This is a genomic window from Dyadobacter sp. 22481 (assembly GCF_052044875.1).
GTDB lineage: Bacteria > Bacteroidota > Bacteroidia > Cytophagales > Spirosomataceae > Dyadobacter > Dyadobacter endophyticus.
Map to the genome: position 1 here is coordinate 619,165 of NZ_JBQENV010000001.1, position 15,414 is coordinate 634,578.

The window sequence follows — 15,414 nt, forward strand, 5'->3', positions numbered from 1 at the left end:
AGCAGTCGGCCGTCATCACCCATTCCCCAGCGTCAACCGTTTAAAATCCCGCGTCAGTTCGGTGAGCGATTGCTCTATCCCCATGCGTTCGAGGGAAGATGCGCCCACAAAGCCGTGGATGTCGCTTTTCGATAGTACTTCGCGGACGTCCGCCGGGGTATTCACGGGTCCGCCGTGAGCGAGTACGAACACACCGGGGTTGACATTGCGTGCCGCATCGCCGATGAGCTGCGTGCGTTCAATGGCTTCGTCCATGCTACAAGTAGCATCTACTACGCCGATAGAACCGCCCACAGTAGTGCCGACGTGCGCAATGATCGCATCCGCACCTACTTCTGCCATCTGGCGCGCCTCTTCGGGCGTAGCCACGTATACGATCGAGAAAAGATCCATCATCGTCGCCAGTCTGATCATCTCCACCTCTTTGGCAAAACCCATCCCGGTTTCTTCCAGTACTTGCCTGAAATGCCCGTCCACAATGCTGTGGGTAGGGAAGTTGTTGACGCCCGAAAAGCCCATTTCCTTTACTTTCAGCAAGTGGTGCCACATTCTGCGGCGCGGGTCGGAGCCGTGTACACCGCATATTACCGGTATTTCTTCCACCACGGGCAGTACCTCGAACTCACCGATTTCCATGGCCACTGCATTCGCGTCGCCATACGCCATCAGGCCCGCCGTCGACCCATGACCGGCCATCCGAAAGCGCCCTGAATTGTAGATGATAATGAGGTCGGCACCGCCTTTTTCGATGAACTTGGCACTGATACCCGTGCCGGCACCAGCTGCAATGATTGCTTTTCCCTGGTCTATTGTAGCTTGCAGACGGTCTTTTACTTCCTGTTTCGTATAGGGATTTCCCTTACCTGTCCATGGGTTAGGCATATTGTTTCGGTTCTGGTTATTTAATGATAAGACTCATTTATTTTTCTTTACTATTTCTGCATTAGGCCCAGCAAAGTTTCTACCAGCAAATGGGCAAATGCCGGGTCGTTGATGTGCGTATCTGCCTCGGTCACCGATACGTCGCCGGATACATGGGCCCGGATCGCGGCAAACAATGCCTCGTCGGCTACCGGGTTATGAAAAATCCCCCCTTCCGAGGCTACTTGTGAAATGCCACGCAGCGGTAGCACAACGGCAGCAGGTACCGGCGACCGGCTTACCTTGCGCGCCAGGCGCTCACCCAGGATCGCATTCTCGCGCTCATCCGTACGCATGAGCGTCACGTCGGGCGCCCAGCTGTACAGCTGCCTAGCGACGAATGCGTGCGGGATGGTGTCTGGGTGGGCAAAGTTGACCATATCCATACAGCCCGGCACCACTACTTGCGGAATGCCCATATCTGCCGCAGCCGTGAGCCTTTCGGGCCCGGCGCTGCAAATGCCGCCACACAAATCGTCGGCCAGCTCGGTGGTGGTAATGTCGAGCACCGCGTCGAAACAGCCTTCGCGAATGAGCGATTCCATCGTCTTGCCGCCTACGCCGGTGGCGTGGAAGGAGAGCACTTCGTAGCCGGCATGGGTGAGGAGCTCGGTGCATTTGTCGACGCACGGCGTGGTGTTCCCGAACATACTGATGGCAATGCTGCGCACCTTTGTGCTGGTATCAACGGTTTCGACATTAGCCATCGCGCATATTGCCGCAGCGGCTTGTGCTACCAATTGTCTTAAAATATGGTTCATTCCGGCCACGTCCACCACGGACGGGATCAGCATAACGTCCTTATCGCCAATCTGCCGGGAGAGGTCTTTTGTGGCCAGGGTCGTCAGGCAAACTTTGGGCACGCCGAATGGGATGCCCTGCATGGCCGAAAGTGCAATGTAAGTGCCTCCACCTCCTCCCATCCCGGCCACAGCTTTGATTTTTCCTTCGGCATAAAGTTGTGAAACCAGTTGCGAAGCGCCCCGGCCCATGACATCGATCGCCTTGCCCCGGTCGCGGTCGCGGCGGAGGTCGGAAATATCGTGGCCAGCTTCGGCGGCGACACGATCGGCTTCGAAGTCGACGGGAAACGCCTTTGTAGTTCCAAAAATGCCTGTATTGACGCTAATCACCGTTTCGCCGCGTCCGATAATGCAATTCCTGAGGTAGGAAAACACGTCGCCCTTGGTATCAAAACAGCCGAGTATTAAAATGCTTTTGTCTGAAACTGCCATAATGCAAGTATAACCAGATATCGGTATCCGAAGCAAACCCGGGCATGGTTTTACCCATCGACCTAAAATCGGTGGAAAGCGGCGCAATGCCCCGGCGTGTTTATCAGGAGAACCGGCTGCGGGCGTCGTAGGCTAATCCTAGTCCGACGCTCGATAGCTTGTTCTCTTCCGACCATTCGGCGGCAGGGAACAGTTCGCGGAAACGTTCCTGGATGAGCGGGATTTCCGTGGAGCCGCCGGTCATGATCACCAGGGCAATGGCTTCCGGCGCGATGCCCGCGCTTTGGAGGCATTGTTTGGCTGCTTCGATAATGCGCTGTGTTTTGGTGCTGATCGCTTCGTTGAACACTTCGCGTTCGACGTTGATCTGCAAGTTTTCGTCTATAAATGGGAGGGAGGCCACATAGGCGTCGTTTTGCGTGAGGCCGATCTTGATGTTTTCGGTTTCGGCAAGTACCGCGTGGCCGCTTTCCTGTTCCAGGACGCTGATCAGCCTTCCGTATTTCTCAGGCGAATGCGTTTCGCGGAGGAGCTGCTTGGCCTGGAATATCGTGCGGTTGGTGTACAGGAAGTTGACCTTGCTCCATTCCGAAAGGTCGAAATAATGGTAGGACGGTACTTCGAGGTTCTTGGTGCCGTAGGTTGTGCGGAAGCCCAGCTCCGGCATCATGCGTGCGAGGCTCAGGTCCTTATCGAAGTCGTTGCCGCCGAGTCGCACACCTGTGTTGGCCAGAATATCACCGCTGCGGTCGTGTTTGCGGGTATTGTCTTTGGAAAGACGGATGATCGTGAAATCGGAAGTCCCGCCGCCGAGATCCACCACCAGGGCGAGTTTTTCGCCCGTTACCCGCGCCTCGTGCGCAAATGCAGCCGCGATCGGTTCAAACTGGAAACCGACATGTTCGAAACCCAGGCTTTTAGCGATCGCCTTCAATTCGTTTTCCGCGCGTTCGTCGGCAGCAGGGTCGTTATCGATAAAATGCACCGGCCGACCCATTACCACATGTTTCAGTTCGGTGCCGGTGTCGGCTTCTGCCTTCTGCTTCATCTGGTCGAGAAAAGCGGCGACGATCTGGTCGAATTTCATCAATTCACCATTCACCATCGTACCCTGGCGCATGGCGGGGGTTCCCAGCACGCGTTTCAAACTTCGCATTAACCTGCCCGGGTGCCGGCCCAGGAAACGTTCCATGGCTGCGCGGCCGAAGAATGCCTCGTTGTCCTTTCGTGCGAAAAACATCGCGCTGGGGATCGTCTTATGTTCGTTTTCAACCGGGATCAGGAAAACGTCGTCTTGGTTTGCTATTGCGAGGCTGGAATTGGAAGTGCCGAAATCGATGCCGCAGAAAACAGGAGTTGTCATTGTATTGGAAAATTGGGGGCGCAATTTCTCACTATTTGCCCGGCAATGCAAATGGGAAGGACGATACTTGTGATGTATGTCACGTAATGGTCTGTCGGCAACCGGGTTCCTTTGTATGGTCAAAACGGAGTAAGGAATTGACATCAAATGTATTGATAACCCTTTTAAAGACAGAAATCATGCCATATGTAAAAATTGAGGTAACCCGTGAAGGGGTTACCCGCAAGCAAAAACAAGAACTTATCGCCGGGGTAACGCAGCTGATCACCGAAGTCCTTGACAAAGATCCACACCTGACCCATGTCGTGATCCAGGAAGTGGAACTGGACGATTGGGGCTACGCCGGGGAACAGGTGTCGGTGCTACGCGAAAAAGGTATTACAGCAAACAGAAATCAATAACAAACCTGACAAATCATCGTGAAAAAGCAAACAATTATCGTAACCGGCGCGTCTACGGGCATCGGCAAAGCGGTAGCAAGCCTGTTTCTGGAACATGGCCATCATGTGATCATCAACTCGGCCAACGCGGATAACCTCACCGCGACGTATAACGAGCTGGGTAACCACGACCGCCTGGTGATGGTACCGGGCGACATCAGTAAAAAATCGACCGGCCAGTTGCTGGTCGATACGGCAGTTCGCGAATTCGGCGGCGTGGATGTGCTGGTGAATAATGCGGGTGTATTTGAACCGCGTAATTTTCTCGAAGTAGACGAAGCGCATCTGGATTATTTCCTCGATATCAACTTGAAGGGGACATTTTTTACCAGCCAGGCGGCGATTACCCAAATGCTGCAACAAGGCGACGGTTCGATCATCAACATCGGTACCGTGCTGGTGGATCACGCGATCGGCGGCTTCCCTGCAACTGCACCCATTTCGAGCAAGGGAGGCATTCATGCATTGACACGCCAGCTCGCCGCGGAATTTGGCAGAAACAACATACGTGTGAACGCTATCGCACCAGGCATTATCCGCAGCCCGCTCCAAGCGAAAACGGGTGTGAGCGATGCCGACAGCCTTGCAGGCCTGCACCTGGTAGACCGCATCGGAGAAACGGAAGACGTTGCCCAGCTCGCATTGTACCTGGCCGGCAGCAACTTCATCACCGGCGAAGTGATCAACCTCGATGGAGGCCATGTTGCCGGGCACCATATTGGTTAAAAACCATGGATGTGAATGTAATTCAGGCGTACTGGCTTTGTTCCGGTACGCCTGATTTTTTGGCACGGAATTTGCTGGGTTCTTCCCGATTTGACTTATACCTTACCCAAGCATGCATTTGAACAGTGACCTGATTTTTCGCAGCCTTGCCGAAGGTATTTTTTTATTGGACGAAACAGGCAGAATAACGACTTGCAACCCAGCGGCGAGCGCTATCACAGGCTATGATGCTACCGAAATAGAAGCCAAACCGTTTTATGCCATCGGCGAGGGCCAGGACGATCCTATCAAATACCGGTATGAGCTCGATCAGGCCCTGAAAAAGAAAAAGTTCGTGGTGGAGGGCTGGAAGATGAGGAAAGATCACACCAGGTATTGGGCGGAAACTTCTTATTCCCCGGTTTTCGACGAGTCCGGGCACCTCACCGGGTACTGCGTGCTTTTGCGCGATATTAATGAACAGAAGAAAAGGCAATTCGATCTGCTCGAAAGCGAGGAGCGCTACCGGTTGATGGTAGAGGCGATCAGGGATTATTCGATATTCATGCTCGATCCGGACGGAAACGTGATGACCTGGAACGACGGCGGGACTTTTATCCACGGTTATTCCGAAAGCGAGATCCTCGGCAAGCATTTCTCGGTGTTTTATCTATCCGCCGACCTTATCGACGAGAAGCCGAAAAAGAAATTGCAGATCGCCAGCGAAAGCGGCTCGTACCGAGAGGAAGGCTGGCGGGTCAAAAAGGGCGGCTCGCTGTTTTGGGCAAGTGTGGTTTTGACCGCCCTGTTCAACGACCGGAATATGCTTATCGGTTATTCGAAGGTCACGCGCGACCTGACCCATCGACTGAAAGACGAGGAAATACTGCGCCAGAGTGAAGCCCGGTACCGTTCCCTGGTTGAGCAGGTAGGCGATTACGGGATATTTATGCTGGATACGAAAGGGCGCATTATTAGCTGGAACGAAGGCGCCGGACGTATTAAAGGTTACAGCGCCGAGGATGTGATCGGAAAATACTTCTCCATATTTTATCCGGAAGAGGATATACTCAACGGCAAGCCCGCCTGGGAACTGAAAGTAGCGAGGTCGACTGGTAAATATGAGGAAGAGGGATGGCGTTTGCGGAAAGACGGGAGTCGTTTCTGGGCGAGTATCGTCATCACCGCGGTTTATGACACCGAGAGCCGGCTGAGTGGTTTTTCGAAAGTGACACGCGACCTTACAGAACGCAAAATGAGCGAGCAGGCATTGCAGGAGAGTTCCGACAAATACAGACAGCTCGCGGAGGAACTTTCCGTAACTAACGGTGAGCTGTCGTCTGTAAACCGTGAATTGGAGCAGTTCACCGCCATCGTTTCCCACGATTTAAAAGAACCTGTTCGGACGGTGCGAAGTTTTTTGCACCTGATGGATCAGCACCTCGACCAGCAGAAGTTCGACCTCCTGAAAGCGAGTATCGGAAAAGGCATTCTGGCGGCCCAGCGCATGCACGATCTCATCGATAACCTGCTGCATTATTCGCAGATCAGCAAGATAGGGCTGGAACGCCAGAAGCTGAAAGTAGCAAATGTGATCGGGGAGGCGATCCAGAACCTGAACGACGCCATTGAGCAATCGGGTGCGCATATCCGTGTCGATAGCGACGTGCCGTTTATTTACGGCGACAGGGTACAGCTTGTACAGCTTTTTCAAAATCTGCTGGCCAATGCGTTGAAATTTACCAACGGAAGCACACCGGAAGTGCAGGTGAAGTCCTGGATGGAAGATGGCAGCGTAAGGTTTGTTGTGCACGACAACGGGATAGGCATTTCACCTCAAAACCTGGAAAAGATCTTCGAAATTTTCAGGAGGCTGCATTTCTCAGATCAATATCAGGGGAATGGTGTCGGCCTGGCGGTTTGCAAAAAGGTCGTCGAACGGCACCGGGGTAAAATCTGGGCCGAATCGGTGCAGGGAAATGGAGCCAGTTTTCATATTGTTTTACCCAAGATATAAGACCGGAGCATGAGAACATTCAGACTTGCCATTGTTGAAAACGATGAAGACGAGCGCTTCTTTATGTCCGAGGCGTTCAGGGCTTCCGGAGAATTCGAAATTCTTGGGGAGTTCGGTAACGGCGACCAATTGACGGAATGGCTGCATGAATCGCCACGTGAGCTTCCCGAGCTGGTTCTTTCGGACCTGAATATGCCCGGTAAAAATGGCTACGACATTATCGACGAGCTCAAAACCACCTATCCGGATATTGCGGTGTTCGCCACCTCAACCTCATCTGTTGTGTCCACGCGCGAGAAGTGTATGCGCGCGGGTGCAAAGGATTTTATCGCCAAGCCCGACATATTCATCGCCTACGATTCGTTCGTCGCCGAGTTTTACCAACTGGCCTGTCGCTACTTGGGCGCCTGACCGTCCGTGGCACATTAGTTTACGAAACGATTTTAGTATGTCTCCAACAATGATCGGGATTATCGCCGGCGTGCTCACTTCTGCCTCCATGGTTCCGCAGTTTGTGAAGGTGCTCCGGAAGAAGGATGTCGGCAACCTTTCGCCGCTCATGCTGTTTGTCCTGATCTCCGGCGTGGCCCTATGGACCTATTATGGCTTTTTAACAGACGAATTACCTATTATCCTTTCAAATGGCTTTTCGGTACTGCTCAATACCGGTTTGCTGATATCCTATTTTATAATCAAGAAAAAGAGCGACTTGGAAAAGTGAATATCAATTGATCAGCTTATCGTTCACTTTTACATTCGTGAGTGTAAAATCTCTGACCACAGATTTGTCATAATCAGCGTTTTTAGCCCTTATATCCAGGTTTTCAAAACTGAATTTCGAAAGTTTGTCATATTCGCCGGGGCTCACATCGAAAAACACGTCGCATTTCAGTTTGATGTTTTTTAGGCTGATGTTGTCCGAGTAGGAGAGCGGGACATCCTTTCTACCCTTCAAATCGAAGAACTGCTTCCAGGGTTTTACGTAAATGAGGCTGTACGCATAGCCGTCCACGTTTTCGACACTGATGAATTCGTACTTCTGAGGCGTGTCGGGGCGCATTTTGAGCCAGAGGACGCGCATGGCGTTCACGATATGGCAGTTGCGCATCACTACATTTTTGTTATGAATTGCCTCGCTCCCGCACGTAAGCGCCGCGTGGCAAAAGCCGAAGTTGGTGTCTTCGATGATGATATTCGTGTTGGCTCTGTTACGGGGATCCTGGTCAGCATAAGGCCCTTTTCCACCTTTCAATGCAATGGCATCGTCGTTTACGGCGAGGTAACAGCCCTTCACGAGCACATTGTTGCACACATCCAGGTCGATGGCGTCAGTACTTGGCGCCTTGATCGGCTCATGCGGCGCGGTGATCCTTACATTCAGTATTTTAACGTTGTTGCACTGGTAATAATGGCTCGTCCAGAAGCCCGAATTTTGAAGCGTCACTTCCTGGACCTGTACATCGTTGCTTTTCCAGATAAAGACCAGCCGCGGGCGCGACACTTCGAGGTTGGTACAATTCGGGTTTTCCTGCGTCGCTGCCAGAATGCTTTCCAGTAATTCAGCCCGTTGCCATCGATCGTACCCTTGCCCGAAATCGAAAAGCCGTTCACACCATAGGCATTTACCAGCGCCGGAAAGTAATCGAGGTTTTGTCCCTCCATGCGCGAAGGCATGATCGGGTAATCGGCGATCTTGTCGGAGCCTTTCAGCACGGCCCCTTCCGCGACGTAGAGGTGTGTTTTGGGTTTGAAAAACAATGCCCCGCTCAGAAAAGTACCTTTCGGGATCACTACCACGCCGCCGCCTTGTGCATTCGCCTGGTCGATTACCCGCTGGATTTTGGCCGTTTGAACAACGTTGCTATCAGTAGAAACCCCATGCTCCGTGATCACAAACTGCTTGCCAAGGTTTTTTAGCTCTATTTTGGATGTATCTGAAAACCAGGCAGGTATTTTCGTTCCGTCGGGGAAGTTGACGGATCGGCCTACCTGGGCAAAGGAGGAAAATGCAATATTTGAAAGCAGGAAAGCAAGCAGGCAATATTTCTTCATGACAGCAAATTGTGATAGAAATCCATCACAATTTGCAACTATTTCTCCATTAAGCCATCGCGCCATTCAGTCCGATACTCTGCCCGCTGATCCATTTGGCGTCATCGCTGGCGAGGAATGCGACAGTTTTGGCAATGTCTTCGGGCTCGCCCAGCCGGTTGAAGGCATTCAGGGAAGCGAGACGGTCGATTACTTCCTGAGGTTTTCCTTTCGTGAAAAGTTCGGTATTGGTAGGGCCGGGCAATACTGCGTTGACGTTGATGCCACGTGCACCGACTTCTTTCGCAAAAACGCGTGTCAGTTGCTCAACGGCACCTTTTGTGGCTACATATGTCGCGTAGGTAGGCATCATCACACGCGTGGTGGTGGACGAGAAGTTGATAATGCTGCCCCCGTCGGCCAGGCGGGTAGCGGCTTCGCGCAGCGTGTTGAAGGTGCCGCGCACATTCACTTCAAACTGGCGGGTGAAATCCTCGTCGGTGGTGTCTTTGAGCAGTTTGGTGATCATAATGCCGGCGTTGTTGACCAGCACGTCGATCTGGCCGAAGCGGGTAATGGCCGCATCGAACATGTCTTTCACCTGCGCCGGGTTCGCTACGTCGGCCTGCAATGCAATGGCCTCTCCGCCGCCGGCTTCGATCGCTGCGACCGTTTGTTGGGCCGCTTCCAGGCCACTGGTATAATTTACAATAATTTTTGCACCTGCCCGGGCAAGCTGAAAGGCTACTGCTGCACCTATTCCCCTTGACGCGCCGGTCACGAGGGCTACTTTATTTTCGAGTGAGTTCATGGTCGTTTTTGTTTAGTGTTAAAGAACATTACAAAGATGGCAGACTGCCCGCGCCAGGAGCGTACAAGGATTACAGCAAGAGTTACAAATATCTCAGATCGCCTTTAAAATGAAAAAGGCTGCCGGTGATCCGACAGCCTTTCCGTGTTGGGAGAAATCTTCATTCCTGCAATATTTTGCAAGTGCGCTATTTAAATCCGAAAATCAACGGGAAGAGAAAGATTACGGTGGCGCTCCAAATGCTATAAAGAGGCAGGAATACCGCCAGCGACGCACCCACGGCCGACAGGCTGGTTCTTTTGCTAAGCACGGAAAAAAGTTTTAGTCCGACATAAAACAAATGGGCGAGCATCAACACATTGGCGCCCAGCACCGCGGCGCGGTTCGGCGTCAGCCCCCATTCCGAAATTCTGAACAGAACCGCCGACAATGCAATGCTATTCACAAGCAGTGTCACCGCCGATAAGAGGAACAGCAGTACAATTTGGCCCCGGTTACTGCCCGATTGGTCGGTTTCGGCTACCGAAAAGAAGATCAGGGCCATCACACCGACCAGCAATCCGTTGAAAAGCACGAGGAATTCCCGATCGTGATAGGGACTTTTGCCGGCTACAAGCGTTGCCACCAGGTATACCACCAGCATGACCAGCGCCACCGGGCTGAACAGCTTCGCGATAACCGGTGAAACCTTGCTGACGAGCGTTGGCTGTACACGGGTTATGAAGGTGGCGACGATAGGCACGGCGGAAAGCCCGCAAATCACGATATATTGAAAGTAAAATTCCTGAATATCCCAGCCAATCAGCTTGAAAAGCCCGATGGTAATGGCGGTAGTGAGCCCGCCGGATAAGACCAGCAACCCCGACATTACTACCAGTTCGCCGGTGTAACGCAGAAATTCCAGCCAGTTTGCGCCTTTTCTCCATTTTCCGCCATTGTACGCCGCGCCCAGCAGCGACCACAGCCAGAGCGGGAGGTGAATGCACGACAGGATCAGCGTGTCGCTCTTTTCATTCTGGGGCAGCCAGTTGATAAATACTGCCGATGCGACGAGTAACAGGATTGCTAAGCCCCGGGTTTTCCACGAAATGAAGTTTTTCCATGCAAAATAGGCCATTAGCACAGGAGCGACTATGAAACCGATATTGCGTGGATAGAAAAAGTCTTCGCTGATGGAAAGCATTTCGGGCAGCTTGGCGATCAGTGCGGCGAAGAGCGAAGCCGCCACCACAAATGTGCGCTCGCCGGGCGTACCCCACGCACCTGCCCCCCCGGAGAGTTCGTCCTGACCGAAATTGAGCCGCTGGTACCATCCTTCCGCGAGCGGATTCCCGGGTAATTCGGGGTACAGTGCATTGAAAGCTGCCTTAAAGCCGGGCTTGTTGCCACGGTACAACTTTTCCAGTTGCAGGGCATTGTGTTGATTTAACAGGATTTCTTCGCGCATAAAACCATGATTGAAAATTGGAATTAGCTTTTTTCAGTGCTGAGTGAGTGTGATTAAAAGTACTTTGTATTTCAAAGTTAAAAATGAATTTAGATTCTGCAATATGGTTGGCACGGATTTTTTTGAAAAACCTGTTTTTAGCCGTTTACTAATTATGATAACCGGTTAATTGATAACACTTTAATTGCAGCCTTCGTCGTTTTTATTTTGTGTTGAAAATTAAATCGATACAATAATGGAATGGACTATTAGCATGTGGGCAGGTCTGGCTCAGCTTGGGATTGCGGTGGTGATTGCCGGCATGGGCATTCGGATCGTACTGGAACTGCGGAAAGCCGAAATGACCGACCAACCCTCGAAGTAGGGAAGAGCCCCTCGAAAAATGAACTGAACTAACTTTTGGGGCGGCAAGCCCTTATCAAAGCGCTGAATATGTAAGTAAGGTCTGCAAGCCAATGTGTTTGCAGACCTTATTTGTTATGGAAGTGACGTTCCATTTATCCAAGTTGATGCTGCGATACTTTTATTCGTACTTCATTTCAATCGCCTTAAATTCACTTTTCTGGTTCGCCGGGCCGGTAATGCTGATCCCTACTCTCGGTGCCCGGTCCCAGCGCGGCAGCCAGGGAGCTTCCAATTGCAGCGGGCTGGTCAGCGAGTCGATCTTCTGACCTTTTACAGCCCAGCTGAATGTGTAGAAGCGGCCATAGCGGCTTTGCAGTTCCAGCCGGATATTCTTGTATTTATCGGGAATCTCCTGTTTTTGAAGGGTTTCGCGTTTACCGTCCTTCACTTGCCAAAGCTCCACGCGGTTCTGGCCGGCACCGTAGCCAATGGCATTGTGTGCATCGCCGTAAAGGATAATGTTGTGGAAGGCGGTGTCTTTGATCACGAATTCGGTTGCGAAGGTGTAGCTGCCGTTTTTAATGGTATGACCTAAAAAGTTACCCGTTATGGCTGGATTTTCGCATTCGATTTCCAGCGCCGATGCCCTGATATCGAATTTCGGCTTTGGCAGGCTTGCGTCGAACACCCAGGGAAGCCGCAAGGTGTCACGCTCATAGTTAACCGAAAAGTTGAGCGTTTGCTGCGGTACAGGTCCCACGCCGGTGGGTGACTCGGCCTGCGCGGGGGGCGTTTTGCCATATCTGAATGCAGGCCAGTGGGTTGTTTCGTCCCAAACCAGCTCGCTGAGCACGCCCTGTCGGCCGGCAAACGTGAAATCAGTGCCGTTATAGGCGTGGTGCAGGTAAAAATACCGGCGATCCGGTGTCACTACCACGGTGCCGTGTCCCGGGCATTTCCAGAAATGATCCCCAAAAAGTACCGGGTTGCCCGTGTATTTGGTCCATGGCCCTTGCAGCTTTTCGGCCCTGGCGAGCCCTACCTGGTAGTCGCAGCGATCGCCGCAGCAGGCATTGCCGGAATAGAGCATATACCAGTAATTGCCTCTTTTAAATATAGCCTGTCCTTCGGCCCCGCCGGCTTCCCATCCTGCCGGGTCTGCCTTGATGAGGCTGAATTCCTTTCCGGCCAATTTAAGGCCATCCGGCGAAAGCTCGGCACCGAGCAGTTCAATACCCCGGTCTTTGTCCAGACCATAAGCCTTCCAGGTAATGAACAGTTTTCCCTTATCCTCCACAACATAGGCGTCGATGGCCTCTTTGGTCCATTCGATGATAATGCCGTGGTCTTTGAATCCCTTTCTGATATCCTTCGTGCTGGCTACACCGATCACCGATTGCTTGTCCGATTTCCGGCGGGCAGTATAGTAAACATAGAAAGTGCCATTTCGAAAAAACAACTCAGGCGCCCAATAACTTCCCATCGTCCATTTGGGCAGCTCTGCGAACACCGGACCTACGTACTCCCAATTCACCAGGTCTTTGGAACTGTAAATGGGGTATGCGGGCCCCCATTCCGAAGAAGTGCCGGCCGCATAATACGTGTCACCCACCCGAATGACCGACGGATCCGCAAAATCGCCCGCAATCACGGGATTCCGGTAGGTGATTACCCTTGTTGGAGCGGGCTTCTGGGCCAGAGCCTGGGCAGCAACGAACCACGAAAAAAAGAGTAAACCGGGCAGGAATTTCATAATCTGGTGGATTGATGGAACTGCGAATAAAGGGATTTATTTCCCGATAACAAATCTGCCAAAGCGGTAAAAAAGTAGCGCATCCTGCACGCCGATAGTTGAAATGACGGGGAATAATTGAAATATTGCAGTTATTACCTTAACTGAACAATGCACTATTTCAAAACCTTTCTGGAAGTCGCCGGCGTGGTGGTCGTTCTGATGTCGCTTATTCCGCTGGTCCGTAGCGACTACTGGACATTCCGGGTTTTCGAATACCCCAGGTTGCAAAAACTCGTCCTCAGCGTGGCCATTGCCGGCATTCATCTCAGCCTGTTTTCTTCTACCGACTTGCAGACGCTGACGTTGTCCGCCGTATTTGTTTTAAACAGCATTTACCTTTGCTACCTGATCTACCCATTTACACCGCTTGCGGGTAAGGTAATCCTGCCTGCTCGGAAAGATCTGCCGGAAAACAGGCTGTCGATTCTATCCTCCAATGTATTTCAGGATAACCAAAATACGACCGGCTGCCTGAATCTGATCCGGAAACACGACCCAGACGTCGTACTGCTTTTGGAAACCGACAAATTTTGGCATGAAAACACCTTGGCGTTGCGCGATAACTACCCGCATGAGGTGCCGGTGCCGCTGGAAAATACCTACGGAATGTTGCTTTACTCGAAATTGGAGCTTTCTGAAATAGCGGTACGTTACCTGGTAGATGAGGAAATACCGTCCATTAAAGTACTGGTAACATTGCCTTCCGGCCAAAAAGTGCAGCTCTATTGTGTACATCCCACGCCGCCTGTTCCCGGCGAAAACCTGCATTCGACCGAGCGCGACAAGGAGCTTTTGCTGGTGGCGAAAGAAGTGAAGAAGAGCCGTTTACCTTGTATTGTGGTGGGGGACCTCAACGACGTGGCCTGGTCGTACACCACGGATCTTTTTACCCGGATCAGCGGCTTGCTCGATCCGCGTATCGGCCGCGGCTTCTTCAATACGTTCCACGCCAAAATGCCTTTGTTGCGCTTTCCCCTCGATCATGTGTTCTGTTCAACGGATTTTAAGCTGGTGAGACTCGCCCGGCTGGAAAACTTCTCGTCGGACCATTTCCCTATCCTGATTTCCCTGCAATATGAGCGGTCGGCGAGCAGTGAGCAGGAGGCGCCCGATGCCGAACCGGAGGATATTGAGCTGGCGAATGAAAAAATCGCCAAAGAAGTACCGGACTGAAATCGGCTCCCGGAGGAGCTTCGACACGGAAGGGAAAATACGGGAGCCCCCTGACCCCCGGAAAACACCTGTTTTTGTATTCAGGTGTTTCCACGCTTACCCGCTGTCCTTGCTTTGCGGAACTTTGACATGTCAATCGGGACGGGTGCTGAAAAATAATCCTGATTGGCTCTTGCGTCTGAAATCATCAAACTAAAATCCGGGGTAGCTTAAATGATTCGGGGAACAGACAGTTCTCCGAATCCCAGCCCCCAAGGGCCGTTCCCCGTAGACCCCAACAAGAAATTGTAACCTAACCGATTAATCGAATTAATTCTAGTTTTTGACGAATTAGTTACATCACTTCCTTGCCCTTAGGTATATTGCTTTCCATTGTCCGGATGCGGGTTGCTCCGGATGATCGGAAAGCAAATGCCTTTTTTAACCACTAAATCTCAGCGAACATGCCTAAGTTTATCAGTGACGAAGTTTTTGCAAAATGGGCTGCCCAGTGGCAGGCATTGGAACACAGCCGTGAGCCCTTTGGCTTTTTTAATTTGGGGAGCAAACTCCTTTTAGGCGATTTCTTTGACGGAAACGATTTTGAAACACTCGTGTCGACGCCAGGCATTTCCACTATAAAAGTGCGTTTTGGCTTTGATACGGAGGAAACCAAATTCAAACTCGTGCTCTTCGGCGTTGACAGCGCCGGACAAATCATTACGCCCTATTATGCACACGCCCCGGGCGATTTCCGGGAAGCGGGAGATGGTCCGGGTGGCAATGTGCCTGATGTTTTGGCAAGACAATGGATTAAATATTGGGAAGAAAAAGGACATGCCGGAGAAATTACCAGTCCGCTGTTTCGCACGCAGTACGGTTTTCTGAATGGCTACAATTACCCCGTAAAAGAGCTGCTGGCCGCACTTTTCAGGTTTGAGAAAATGCCGAAGATCTATATTCGCTTTGTGCTGCACCGGTATTTCCCCGCGGCCGGCGAAGCGGTCCAAAAGGAATTGACCGGCTCTTATTCTTTCGGCTTGCTATTTCAGGGCATTGCCAACCGTGGGAACGATAATAGTGGTGCGCTAAGCCTTGAAGAGGAAAGCGGCTATTACGACCTGAGCGCTCCGTGCCCGCGGACTTGTTAAT

Annotated in this window: 14 protein-coding genes and 1 pseudogene; 8 read left to right on the forward strand and 7 right to left on the reverse strand. The window is 51.9% G+C overall.

The window, feature by feature from the left end; all coding sequences use genetic code 11:
- Window positions 1-15: 15 nt before the first annotated feature.
- The 3 genes from ACTJJJ_RS02275 to ACTJJJ_RS02285 all read right to left on the reverse strand — a co-directional run bounded on the left by ACTJJJ_RS02275 (window position 16) and on the right by ACTJJJ_RS02285 (window position 3,519).
- Window positions 16-882, reverse strand: a complete 867-nt coding sequence (locus tag ACTJJJ_RS02275; RefSeq protein WP_440701348.1) for a phosphoenolpyruvate hydrolase family protein — start codon at window positions 880-882, stop codon at window positions 16-18.
- 50 nt (window positions 883-932) lie between these two features.
- Window positions 933-2,156: a Tm-1-like ATP-binding domain-containing protein gene (locus ACTJJJ_RS02280; RefSeq protein WP_426294977.1), complete on the reverse strand. Its 1,224-nt coding sequence runs from the start codon at window positions 2,154-2,156 to the stop codon at window positions 933-935.
- Between the two features lie 103 nt (window positions 2,157-2,259).
- Window positions 2,260-3,519, reverse strand: a complete 1,260-nt coding sequence (locus ACTJJJ_RS02285; RefSeq protein ID WP_440701349.1) for an Hsp70 family protein — start codon at window positions 3,517-3,519, stop codon at window positions 2,260-2,262.
- A gap of 179 nt (window positions 3,520-3,698) precedes the next feature.
- Here ACTJJJ_RS02285 and ACTJJJ_RS02290 point away from each other — a divergent pair, with 179 nt between their 5' ends.
- From ACTJJJ_RS02290 to ACTJJJ_RS02310, 5 genes are all read left to right on the forward strand, one after another.
- A complete protein-coding gene (locus ACTJJJ_RS02290; protein ID WP_426294975.1) occupies window positions 3,699-3,920 on the forward strand; it encodes a tautomerase family protein in 222 nt (73 codons plus the stop codon).
- An 18-nt stretch (window positions 3,921-3,938) separates the two neighbouring features.
- On the forward strand, window positions 3,939-4,685 hold the full coding sequence (locus tag ACTJJJ_RS02295; protein ID WP_426294974.1) for an SDR family NAD(P)-dependent oxidoreductase: 747 nt from the start codon (window positions 3,939-3,941) through the stop codon (window positions 4,683-4,685).
- A gap of 112 nt (window positions 4,686-4,797) precedes the next feature.
- Window positions 4,798-6,681, forward strand: coding sequence for a PAS domain S-box protein (locus ACTJJJ_RS02300; protein WP_440701350.1), 1,884 nt, complete (start codon window positions 4,798-4,800; stop codon window positions 6,679-6,681).
- A gap of 9 nt (window positions 6,682-6,690) precedes the next feature.
- Window positions 6,691-7,092 (forward strand): response regulator, encoded by a 402-nt coding sequence (locus tag ACTJJJ_RS02305; protein ID WP_440701351.1) that lies wholly within the window; start codon window positions 6,691-6,693, stop codon window positions 7,090-7,092.
- 37 nt (window positions 7,093-7,129) lie between these two features.
- Window positions 7,130-7,402, forward strand: a complete 273-nt coding sequence (locus ACTJJJ_RS02310; RefSeq protein ID WP_440701352.1) for a SemiSWEET family sugar transporter — start codon at window positions 7,130-7,132, stop codon at window positions 7,400-7,402.
- Between the two features lie 3 nt (window positions 7,403-7,405).
- Here ACTJJJ_RS02310 and ACTJJJ_RS02315 read toward each other — a convergent pair.
- The 3 genes and pseudogenes from ACTJJJ_RS02315 to ACTJJJ_RS02325 form a co-directional block, all read right to left on the reverse strand.
- Window positions 7,406-8,733: pseudogene (locus tag ACTJJJ_RS02315) on the reverse strand (rhamnogalacturonidase).
- Between the two features lie 49 nt (window positions 8,734-8,782).
- Window positions 8,783-9,523 carry an SDR family oxidoreductase gene (locus ACTJJJ_RS02320; protein WP_440701353.1) on the reverse strand — a complete coding sequence of 247 codons (741 nt, stop codon included), beginning with the start codon at window positions 9,521-9,523 and terminating at the stop codon, window positions 8,783-8,785.
- A gap of 187 nt (window positions 9,524-9,710) precedes the next feature.
- Window positions 9,711-10,970, reverse strand: coding sequence for a hypothetical protein (locus tag ACTJJJ_RS02325; protein WP_440701354.1), 1,260 nt, complete (start codon window positions 10,968-10,970; stop codon window positions 9,711-9,713).
- 235 nt (window positions 10,971-11,205) lie between these two features.
- Here ACTJJJ_RS02325 and ACTJJJ_RS02330 point away from each other — a divergent pair, with 235 nt between their 5' ends.
- The gene (locus ACTJJJ_RS02330) at window positions 11,206-11,334 is read left to right on the forward strand and encodes a hypothetical protein (RefSeq protein WP_262892334.1); all 129 of its coding nucleotides are present in this window, start codon (window positions 11,206-11,208) and stop codon (window positions 11,332-11,334) included.
- Window positions 11,335-11,493: 159 nt separating this feature from the next.
- Here ACTJJJ_RS02330 and ACTJJJ_RS02335 read toward each other — a convergent pair whose 3' ends face one another.
- Window positions 11,494-13,068, reverse strand: coding sequence for a glycoside hydrolase family 43 protein (locus ACTJJJ_RS02335; RefSeq protein WP_440701355.1), 1,575 nt, complete (start codon window positions 13,066-13,068; stop codon window positions 11,494-11,496).
- A gap of 150 nt (window positions 13,069-13,218) precedes the next feature.
- Between ACTJJJ_RS02335 and ACTJJJ_RS02340 the strand changes: the two genes are divergently transcribed.
- On the forward strand, window positions 13,219-14,283 hold the full coding sequence (locus ACTJJJ_RS02340) for an endonuclease/exonuclease/phosphatase family protein (RefSeq protein WP_440701356.1): 1,065 nt from the start codon (window positions 13,219-13,221) through the stop codon (window positions 14,281-14,283).
- A 443-nt stretch (window positions 14,284-14,726) separates the two neighbouring features.
- Window positions 14,727-15,413 carry a hypothetical protein gene (locus ACTJJJ_RS02345; protein ID WP_440701357.1) on the forward strand — a complete coding sequence of 229 codons (687 nt, stop codon included), beginning with the start codon at window positions 14,727-14,729 and terminating at the stop codon, window positions 15,411-15,413.
- Window position 15,414: the final 1 nt, after the last annotated feature.